The 9891-nt window shown below is 72.1% G+C and carries 10 protein-coding genes; 7 read left to right on the top strand and 3 right to left on the bottom strand.

Annotation, left to right across the window (positions count from 1 at the left end):
• Positions 1-19 precede the first annotated feature (19 nt).
• Genes DEI81_RS02595 through DEI81_RS02585 form a run of 3 tightly spaced genes read left to right on the top strand, consistent with a single transcriptional unit; the run spans position 20 to position 2816 of the window.
• Positions 20-1414 carry an FAD-binding oxidoreductase gene (locus tag DEI81_RS02595; RefSeq protein ID WP_111008905.1) on the top strand — a complete coding sequence of 465 codons (1395 nt, stop codon included), beginning with the start codon at positions 20-22 and terminating at the stop codon, positions 1412-1414.
• A complete protein-coding gene (locus tag DEI81_RS02590; RefSeq protein WP_111008904.1) occupies positions 1411-2196 on the top strand; it encodes a creatininase family protein in 786 nt (261 codons plus the stop codon). The genes DEI81_RS02595 and DEI81_RS02590 overlap by 4 nt, the downstream gene beginning before the upstream one ends.
• Complete coding sequence (locus tag DEI81_RS02585) at positions 2193-2816, top strand: pyridoxal 5'-phosphate synthase (protein ID WP_220035612.1); 624 nt, start codon at positions 2193-2195, stop codon at positions 2814-2816. The genes DEI81_RS02590 and DEI81_RS02585 overlap by 4 nt, the downstream gene beginning before the upstream one ends.
• A 28-nt stretch (positions 2817-2844) precedes the next feature.
• Here DEI81_RS02585 and DEI81_RS02580 read toward each other — a convergent pair whose 3' ends face one another.
• A complete protein-coding gene (locus DEI81_RS02580; protein WP_181435147.1) occupies positions 2845-3258 on the bottom strand; it encodes a BLUF domain-containing protein in 414 nt (137 codons plus the stop codon).
• Between the two features lie 264 nt (positions 3259-3522).
• On the opposite strand from DEI81_RS02580, the gene DEI81_RS02575 reads away from it, so the two are divergent.
• Entirely contained in the window at positions 3523-4440 is a 918-nt protein-coding gene (locus DEI81_RS02575; RefSeq protein ID WP_111008902.1) for an NmrA family NAD(P)-binding protein, read from the top strand.
• Between the two features lie 52 nt (positions 4441-4492).
• Here DEI81_RS02575 and DEI81_RS02570 read toward each other — a convergent pair whose 3' ends face one another.
• Together DEI81_RS02570 and DEI81_RS02565 are read right to left on the bottom strand one after the other, a co-directional pair.
• Positions 4493-4807 carry a hypothetical protein gene (locus DEI81_RS02570; protein WP_146243999.1) on the bottom strand — a complete coding sequence of 105 codons (315 nt, stop codon included), beginning with the start codon at positions 4805-4807 and terminating at the stop codon, positions 4493-4495.
• A 248-nt stretch (positions 4808-5055) separates the two neighbouring features.
• Positions 5056-6582 (bottom strand): glycoside hydrolase family 16 protein, encoded by a 1527-nt coding sequence (locus DEI81_RS02565; protein WP_181435300.1) that lies wholly within the window; start codon positions 6580-6582, stop codon positions 5056-5058.
• 242 nt (positions 6583-6824) lie between these two features.
• Here DEI81_RS02565 and DEI81_RS02560 point away from each other — a divergent pair, with 242 nt between their 5' ends.
• The 3 genes from DEI81_RS02560 to DEI81_RS02550 all read left to right on the top strand — a co-directional run bounded on the left by DEI81_RS02560 (position 6825) and on the right by DEI81_RS02550 (position 9858).
• A complete protein-coding gene (locus tag DEI81_RS02560) occupies positions 6825-7754 on the top strand; it encodes an NADP-dependent oxidoreductase (protein WP_111008899.1) in 930 nt (309 codons plus the stop codon).
• A gap of 130 nt (positions 7755-7884) precedes the next feature.
• Positions 7885-8772: an aldo/keto reductase gene (locus DEI81_RS02555; protein WP_111008898.1), complete on the top strand. Its 888-nt coding sequence runs from the start codon at positions 7885-7887 to the stop codon at positions 8770-8772.
• A gap of 171 nt (positions 8773-8943) precedes the next feature.
• Entirely contained in the window at positions 8944-9858 is a 915-nt protein-coding gene (locus DEI81_RS02550) for a helix-turn-helix transcriptional regulator (RefSeq protein WP_111008971.1), read from the top strand.
• Positions 9859-9891 lie beyond the last annotated feature (33 nt).

The raw sequence follows: 9891 nt of genomic DNA, 5'->3' as shown, positions 1-9891 counted from the left end.
CACCAGCAAGGAGCCCCACATGCCCGCCACCCCCGCCGCCCTCGAAGCGTTGCGGCTCGACCTGGTCGACCTGCTCGGTGACCGCGGCGTCAGTGCCGACCCGAAGACCCGCGAGCGCGCGTCGGTCGACGAGGCGACGATGAGCCCGATCCTCACCGAACAGCTGCCCCTCGGCCTCGCCGACCTCGTCGCCTACCCGGCCAGTGCCGACGCGATCGCGCAGACGGTGCAGGCGGCGGCACGGCACGGCGTCCCGGTGACGACGCGCGGCAAGGGCACCGGCAACTACGGGCAGGGCATCCCGCTCGACGGCGGTCTCGTGCTCGACACCTCGCGTGCCCGCGCGGTCGTCGAGGTCGGGGACGGCGTCATCACGGCCGAGGCCGGCACCCCGATGGTGATGATGGAGCAGGCCGCGGCCGCGCAGGGCCAGCAGCTGTGGATGTACCCGTCCACCGCGCAGTCGACGATCGGCGGCTTCCTGTCCGGCGGCTCGGGCGGGACCGGGTCGATCTCCCACGGCTCGAACTGGGAGGGATTCGTCACCGCCCTCGACATCGCGCTCCCGGGTGGGGACGGCCTCCTCCACGTCGAGGGGGACGAGGCCCAGACGTTCGTGCACACCTACGGCACCGCCGGGGTCATCGCGCGGGCCACGGTCCGGCTCGAGCCGCTGCAGGACTGGCGCGCGGTCTACGCGAGCTTCCCGACGTTCGAGCGGGCCCTGACCGCCGTCCGGACGCTCCGCGGCCTGGCGCCCGCGCCCCGGCTCGTCAGCGCGGACCGTGCCGAGATCGCCGCCACGCTCCCGAAGGACACGCCCGTGGTGGCGGGTGCGGCGAGCCTGCGCGGCATCATCGACGCCACCGCGCTCGAGGACGCGACCGGGCTCATCGAGGTCGCTGGCGGCACGGTCGTCGAGGTCCGCGAGGGCCTGCAGCAGACCACGAAGGTGTCGATGCTCTCGTACAACCACCCGATCTGGTGGCTCAAGCGGAACACGCCGGACACCGTGTACTTCCACGTCGAGGTCGGCGGCGAGGCGCTCATCGACCGGATCGCCGACGTCGAGGGCGTCTACCCGGGCGGCATGCTCCACATCGAGGCCGCCCACCGGTTCCCGATCGGCATGCTCACTGCGCCGTACACCGGGGCCGACGACGTGTACGCCGGTTACCCGCTGCTCGAGGCCCTCGGCGTGCGGGTGCACAGCCCGCACCAGTACTACGTCGACCACGGCGTCGAGGACCTCGTGGCGCTCAAGCAGCGGACCGATCCCGAGGGCGTGCTCAATCCCGGACACATCGTCGACCCCGCGCTCGTCGACCCCGCACTCGTCGTCACGGGCGGCTCGACGGCCTCGGCGCAGCCCGCGTCGGCCGCCTCGACCGGCATCCCGGGGTTCGGCAAGTGAGCACGCGCAAGCTCGCCGAGCTGCCCGGGCCGGACGTCGCCGCCCGGTTCGGCCCGGACACGATCGTCGTGCAGCCGACCGGCGCGGTCGAGCACCACGGCCCGCACCTGCCGCTCGTCACCGACTTCCTGCTCGCCGACCACATCGGCGGCGCAGCGGTCGAGCGAGCGGCCGACGAGGGCCTCGACGTCTGGCAACTGCCGACCCTGGCGTTCACGAAGTCCGACGAGCACAGCTGGGCTCCCGGTACCGTCTGGCTCGACGCCGACACGATGTTCGACACGGTCGTCCAGATCGGCCGGGCGGTCGCGCTCATGGGCGCCGGGACGCTCGTGTTCGCGAACGGCCACGGCGGCAACACGGCACTCCTCCAGGTGGCGCTCCGCGAGATCCGCCGACGGACGGGGCTGAAGACGTTCCTCATGCCGACGCTCGCCCGTGTCCCGGGACCCGACGGCGAGGACGCCGACGAGCGCGGCCTCGGCATCCACGGCGGTGCCGCGGAGACGTCGATGATCCTGCACCTGCGTCCGGACCTCGTGGACCTCGCCCGAGCGGACCGCTGGGTGCCGGACCACATCGCCGACTTCGAGCGCATCGCGTTCAACGGCGGCCCGGTCAGCTTCGGCTGGCTCTCGAACGACTTCGGCACACCCGGTGTGGTCGGGGACGCCAGCCGTGCGAGCGCGGAGTACGGGAAGCTCCTGTGGGACGTGTCGCTCGACCAGGCCGTCGCGTCCCTGCACGAGATCGCCCGGTTCGACCCCGCGGTCCCGCGGTGACGGACGGGAGCGTCGTCGTCGGCGGGCTCGCCCACGGCGCCGACGCGGACGACGACGTCCCCATGGACCCGCTCGCGCTCGCCGCGCGCTGGCTGCCGGCGCCCGGATCCGGTGTGACCCCGACCATGACGTTGTCGACGATCGGGCTCGACGGCTACCCCGCCGCGCGCACGGTCCTCATGTCCCTGTTCGACGGCCGTCGCGTGCACTTCCACACGGACAGCCGCAGCCGGAAGGCCGCCGAGATCGCCGCGGTGCCCCGTGCCACCGTGACGCTCGTCTGGCCCGAGGTGGCCCGGCAGCTCGTCGTCACCGGCGACGTCGAGCGCGTCACCGACCGGGAGGCCCGGGACGCCTACATCGCGCGGAGTCGCTACCTGCAGGTGCTCGCCTGGCTCAACGACGACGACCTCGCCGCGGTCGAGGCCGACCACCGCCGGACGCGCTGGGCTGCCTTCGACGCCGACTGCCCCGACCTGGATCCACCGACCACGTGGGCCGGCTACGCGATCACCCCGGTGCGGATGGTGTTCTGGCGCGGCGCCGCGGATGCACCGAGCAACCGGCTCCGCTACGACCGGACGGACGCCGGATGGACGGTCGCACGCGCCGCGGGCTGATCCAGGGCCCTGCCCCCGGTCACCGGCATCAGGTGAACGACGGACGCTTCCGGAACCACTCGACCAGGGCACGACCCCGCGACGCGTTCCGGTGCTCGTCCCGACCGGCCACGGTCAGGTCGGAGAACCCCGCGACCGCGGTCATGTCCGCGTCCGCCGGCTGGAACGCCATCGACCACCCGGGGAACGCCCGTTCGTCGAGCGGGTCCTCGCAGAGCAGCCGCACGTCCGTGTGTCGGGGGTCCCGCCGGATCACCTCGAACCGCTCGCGCACGGCGTCGTCCGGGCCCTCGAGGACCTGGATGAACCGGCCGTCGCGGTGTGCCAGGACCCCGGTGATCTCGAGCGCCGTGTTGCGGGTGCGCGCGTCGGTGAGGATCGCGGACAACTCGTCGTCCGAGAGCGGTCGGACACTCGTGCTCATGTAGACCAGGGACAGCATGGGGATCCTCATTCCGGGCGGGCCTCGATCCGCCGGTCGGCCCGCGAACCACGGCCGCCACGACGGTGCTCCGCCAGTGAATCCGCACCGCGGTCCGCCGCACAAGCCCCGCCTTCGGGGCCCAGGGCGCCGGCGGTCCCCGCGCGGTAGCCTCCGGGGTGTGCCCGACGGCGCGGCCCGTCGGGCACCATTCCGGCCGTCACCGTCCCGTCGATCGCCGTCGGCGTCCGGCACGTCCGCGCCACCACCAGGAGCAGCACCGCCATGACCCGAACCGTCCTCGTCGCCGGAGCCACCGGTGACCTCGGTCACCGCATCGTCCGAGCGCTCCTGGAGCGGGACGTGCGGGTCCGCGTCCTCACCCGTCCGGGCAGCACCGCCGCCGACGAGCGGTACGGGTCCGACGACCGCGTCGAGGTCGTCGCCGCTGCGTACTCCCACCGGGAGGCCCTGACCCGCGCGGTCACGGGTGTCGAGTCGGTCGTCTCCGCCGTGAGCGGCGTGCGCCCTGTCATCGTCGACGCGCAGCGCGCGCTGCTCGCGGCCGCGGTCGCCGCGGGCGTGCCCCGGTTCGTCCCGTCGGACTACTCCTCGGACTACCGCCGCATCGCGGTGGGCAGCAACCGCAACTTCGAGCTCCGCCGTGAGTTCGCGGCGGACGTGGACGCCGCGCCGATCCGGGCGACCTCCGTCCTCAACGGCGCGTTCACGGACATGCTCACCGGGCAGGCGCCGATGATCGCGTTCGGGCGCCACCGCGTCATGTACTGGTCGTCACCCGACCAGGTGCTCGACTTCACCACCAAGGACGACGTCGCCCGTGTGACCGCGCTCGTGGCCCTCGACGAGGACGCACCGCGTGTCGTCGAGGTCGCTGGCGACCGCGTCTCCGCCCGGGACGTCGCCCGCACGCTCACCGAACTGACCGGCACGCCCTTCGGGCTGCAGTGGGCCGGCACCACCGGGTCCCTGTCCGTCATGAGCAAGGTGGTCCGCCGACTGTCCCGCAGCGACCAGGACACGTTCCCGGCGTGGCAGGGGATGCAGTACTTCGTGAGCATGTTCAGCGGGCAGGCGCAGCTCCGCCATGTCGACAACGACCGCTACGGGCCGTACCCGTGGACCACGGTGCGCGACGTGCTCGCCGACCACCTGGCGGCGGACGAGGCGCGCGTGGCCTGAGCGGGCCTCCCGGGCGCCCCTGCTGAGCCGCGGACCGCGTGCGCGGGCGCGGTCAGAGGACGACATCGCACACGATCGTCGGCGGTGGTGCACCGTCGTGCCGCGCGGCGTACGCGCGCAGCGTCGCGGCCTTGCCGCCCCCGGTCGAGGCGAGCCGCTCGAGGTGCGGGAGCAACCAGCGCGACGCGTCGTCCTCGTCGAGGCGGTCTGCGAAGTGCTGGAGGAACTCGTCCACGCACCAGACCGCGGTGTGCGAGGTCTCGCCCTCGCACTCGGAGTACGAGACGAGCCGTTCGTCGAACGCGATCCAGACCCTCCGTTCGCACGCCGCGTCACCGGGGACCGGCGTGCGCGTCCACTCGGCCACTCGGTGGAACAGCGTCGGCTGCACCGGCTGCGGCAGTCCCTGCCCGTTCGGACGGGTCGGATGTCGCGGACGGGACGAACGCGACCGACCCCCGGACGCGATCGACCCCGGGACACTACGGATCGACATGGGCCCTCCCCCACGGGCACACGGAACCACCGGATGCCCGTCACGATCCTAGAGCGGGAGGACGAAAAGTGACGAATCCACCGCTTTGGCTCGTGCTCGGAGGACCGCCAGGAGCGTCGTCACTTCCAGATGCTGACCCAGTCGACGTCCACGTGTCCGGTCGCCGTGGCCGGGACGGCGCCCTCACCGATCCAGGTCTCCGCCTGCAGGGTGAGCCGGAAGGCGGTGGTCGGGACGGCGTTCGTCACGGAGTCGACGAGGGTGCCGTCCCAGGAGAACCGGACGACGCCGTGGTCCCACTCGGTGGTCGCGGTGTGCCAACCCGTCGTGTCGGACCCGGCGTACTTGGTGACGGCTGGCGCGAAGCTCATCCGCCCGTTCGCGTAGGTACCCGGGATGGCGGACGCAGGGCGCGGGGTGCCGCCCAGGTCCGCCTCGGGCCAGTCGATCTCGCCTTCGTTCCAGTTGTCGTCCTCGGGCCAGAGGATGCCGACGAACTTGTAGCCGGGGGTCTTCGTCGTCTTGTAGCGGACCGAGACGCGGCCCGTGGTCAACGGCAGGTAGTTGTCCGGGACGACGGTGGAAACGAGCGGCTGTCCGTTCTCGCTGTGCAGATCGAAGTCCAGCTCGCCGCCGGACACGGACAGGACCTTGTTCGGCGCGTACTGCCCGAGCCCCGACGTGTCCCTCGAGCCGTCGTACGCGGACAGGTCGTGGTACCTCGACAGCACCGTGCCGACCGCGGCGGGGGTGGTGAAGTCCTGCGCGTACGCCTGCTTCCACACGCGACCGTTCGACGTCACGTCGCCCTTCGGCATCGCCACCCCGGACGGGCTGGTGGTGACGTTCGCGCCGCTCACCGGTGCCGGTGCCGTGCCCGTGGCGGTGATCGTGACCGTCTTGCACCCGAGCGCGGTGTTCGAACCCGCGCCGGTGTTCACCGCGGTGACGCACACCGACTGCGCTCCGGACTTCGACGTCGTCAGGCTGCCGGAGTAGCCGTGGTCCCCGCTGACGTGCTTGGCCCGGTCGACGTCGGCACGGGCCCCGGTGGCCTGCAGGGTGCCGACGGCCACACCACCGACCGTCACGGTGACGCTGTTGCTCGCGGCCGCGCTGCTCGGGTCGTAGGTCCACCCCGCGACACCGACCGTGCCCGTACCACCCGACGCCGTGTCGAACGCGCCGACCGGGTTCGCGGCGGTGATCGTGACGGTCTTGCAGCCGAGGTTCGTGTCGGTCCCCGCGCCCGTGTTCACCGCCGTGACGCAGACCGACTGCGCACCCGTCTTCGCGGTGGTCAGGGTCCCGGAGAAGCCGTGGTTCCCGCTGACATGCCTGGCCCGGTCGACGTCCGCTCGGACCCCGGTGGCCCGGAGCGTTCCGGCGTTCGTGCCACCGACGGTGACGGTGACGCTGTTGCTCGACGCCGCGCTGCTCGGGTCGTCGGTCCACCCGGCGACGGTGACCGCGCCCGCACCGCCCGATGCCGTGTCGAACGCGCCCACGGGGTTCTGCGTGGCCGCGTTCGCCGGCTCGACGCTCGCGCCCACGGCGAGGGCGGCGAGGGCCACGGCCACGGTCGCGGCGAAGGCACGCGTCGTGGTCCGGAGGCGGACGGGGTGACGGGATCCCGAGCGGGGCATGACGTTCCTGACGACGTGGTTCGGCGCGGTCGTGCGTCGGGTCACACGGGAGCAGGGAAACGTGCGTCGGGTACACACGTGAGGAGCTGTTGCCCATGACAACAGGTTCGGCGGCGCGCGCGTAGTGCCCAGTTCGGGGGCTTCCGGACGCATTCGGCGATCAGGGACCGGATCAGTGTTCGAAGCAGGTGTACGGTTCTGGTATCGCTTCGAGTTCGAAGCAGTGAACGAAGGAGTCCATCATGAAGGCAGTCCAGTTCCACGAGGTCGGCGGTCCCGAGGTCCTCGAGGAGGTCGAGATCGAGCAGCCCACCCCGGGCGCCGGGCAGGTGCGGGTCCGCGTCGCGGCGTCCGCCTACAACGCGGCCGACGCCGGGATGCGCGGCGGGTTCCTCCCCATCCCGATCGCGCTGCCCCACGTGCCCGGCTACGACGTGTCCGGCACGGTCGACGCGATCGGCGAGGACGTCGACGGGCTCGCCGTCGGCGACGCCGTGATCGGCTTCCTGCCGATGGAGCGCGACGGTGGCGCGGCGGAGTACGTCATCGCACCCGCCGAGGCCCTGGTCCCCGCCCCGACGAGCATCCCGCTCCCCGACGCAGCCGCGCTGCCGTCCGTCGCGTTGACCGCATGGCAGGCGCTCTTCGACGACGGCGGTCTCCACGCCGGTCAGCGCGTCCTCATCGTCGGCGCCGGTGGGGTCGTGGGGAAGTACGCGATCCAGCTCGCCAAGCGCGCCGGCGTGTTCGTCAGCGCGACCGCCAGCCCCCGCAGCATCGACGCCGTCCGCGCGGCCGGCTCCGACCAGGTCATCGACCACACGGACGCCGATCTGCTCGCCTCCGTCGACGGTCAGTTCGACGTGTTGCTCAACCTCGCACCGATCGACCCGGAGCAGTTCGCCGCGGACGTCGCCGCCGTCCGCGACGGAGGCGTGGTCGTCAGCACGACGGCGTTCATGGCCACGCCCGACGACGAGTCCCGCGGCGTGCGGGCATCGACGGTGTTCGTGCTGCCGAACCGCGAACGCCTCGCCGAACTGGTGTCCCTGGTCGACGACGGCGCGCTCACCGTCGAGGTCACCCGTCGGATCCCGCTGGGCGACCTGCCCGCGCTCCACGCGGAAGCCGAGGCCGGTCGGATCGCCGGGAAGGTCATCGTCCTCCCCTGACCGGTGACATGGACCGTCGTCCCCGGTTCTGCCGGGGTGTCCCTCCGCTGCACCGCGTGGGCGCGGCGTGGCGGAGGGAGGGAACGGCAGCCCCCGTCACGGTCCGGCCGCGGGACCTAGCGTCGTCGTCATGGACATGATCACACTCAACAACGGCGTCCAGCTGCCGCCGATCGGCTTCGGCGTCTTCCAGAGTTCCCCCGAGGACACCGTCGACGCGGTCCGCACCGCACTCGACGTCGGCTACCGCCACATCGACACCGCAGCCGCGTACGGCAACGAGCGTGAGGTCGGCCAGGCGGTCCGCGCCTCCGGCCTCGACCGGGACGAGATCGTCATCGAGACGAAGGTGTTCCCGTCCGACTACGGGTACGACGAGGCCCTGCATGCGTTCGAGAAGGCCACCGGCAAGCTCGGCATCGACACCATCGACGTCTTCATCCTCCACCAGCCCGCACCCGACCGGTTCGAGAAGACCGTGCAGGCGTACAAGGCCCTGGAGTCGCTGTACGCCGAGGGCAAGGTCCGCGCGATCGGCGTGAGCAACTTCATGCCGCACCACCTCGAGTCCCTCCTCGCGCAGACCGAGGTGGTGCCGGCGCTCAACCAGATCGAGCTGCACCCGTACTTCACGCAGCCGGAGGTCCAGCGCGTCGACGCCGAGCACGGCATCCTCGACCAGGCGTGGTCTCCGATCGGCGGCATCACCTTCTACCCGGGCTGGGGCGGCGACGAGCGCGTCAGCGTGCTCGCGGACCCGACCATCGGGGCGATCGCCGAGGCGCACGGGCGGACCCCGGCGCAGGTGATGCTGCGCTGGCACGTGCAGCAGGGCCGGAACGCGATCCCGAAGTCCACCGACCCCGGCCGTATCGCCGAGAACTTCGCGGTGTTCGACTTCGCGCTGTCCGACGACGAGCTCGCGCGGCTCGACGCGCTCGACACCGGACGGCGGGGCGGCCCCGACCCCGACGGTGACTCCTCGCGCTTCGACGCGCGGGTCATCCCGGAGGCCTGACGCGCCGACCGGTCGGACGGGAGGCGCGGTGCCGGCGGTAGCGGGCCTCCCGTCCGACCGCGCATCGGCCGCGCACCGGCCGCTCGCCGGTCGGCTGGTGAGCTCCTGCCGGTGGCGCGGGGTACCGACAGCACCTCCCCGATCGCCGACGGTGGTCGTACCGTCGATGACATGGACGCGACGACACAGGTCAAGGAGTTCCTGACCTCCCGACGGGGCCGCATCACCCCGGAGCAGGCCGGCCTTCCCGTGTTCAGCGGCAACCGACGCGTGACCGGACTCCGACGCGAGGAGGTCGCGTTGCTCGCCGGTGTCAGCGTCGACTACTACGTCCGCCTGGAACGCGGGAACCTCGGCGGGGTCTCCGACACCGTCCTCGAGTCGCTCTCGCGCGCACTGCAGCTCGACGAGGTCGAGCACGCGCATCTGTTCGACCTCGCGCACACCCAGAACGCCGCGCCCACCGCCCGGCGTCGTCGCCTCACCAACCGCGTCCGGCCCAACGTGCTGCGGATGCTCGAGGCGATGAGCGCCCCGGCGTTCGTCCGCAACGGCCGGTCGGACTTCCTCGCCGGCAACCGGCTCGGACGTGCCCTCTACTCGCCGCTGTTCATCGACCCGATCGGCACGCCCAACACCGCGCGGTTCGCGTTCCTCGACCCCCGTGCCCGCACGTTCTACCCCGACTGGGACCAGCTCGCGTCCGATCTCGTGGCGGTCCTCCGTACCGAGGCGGGCCGGAGCCCGTACGACAAGGGGCTGACCGACCTCATCGGCGAGCTCTCGACCCGGAGCGACGACTTCCGCGTGCGATGGGCCACGCACGACGTCCGCGCGCACCGGAGCGGCCTCAAGCGCATCCACCACCCGGTGGTCGGGGACCTCGAGCTGACCTACGAGGCGTTGGACCTCAACGCCGACACGGGTCTGACGTTCGTGGTCTACGGCACGCTGCCGGACTCCGCCTCGGAACAGGCGCTGGAGCTACTCGCGGCCTGGGCAGCCACCGCGGACGCCGAGGAGCGGAGCGCCGCGCTCGTGATCGACCAGGATCCGTCTGCTGACATGGTCCGCCGGTTCGAATGAATCTCACGGTCAGCGTCGGACGAGCGCATACTC

The organism is Curtobacterium sp. MCBD17_013, assembly GCF_003234565.1.
Classification (GTDB): Bacteria; Actinomycetota; Actinomycetes; order Actinomycetales; family Microbacteriaceae; genus Curtobacterium.
Note: the sequence above shows the minus strand (reverse complement) of the source record. Positions and strands in the feature narration are given on the sequence as shown.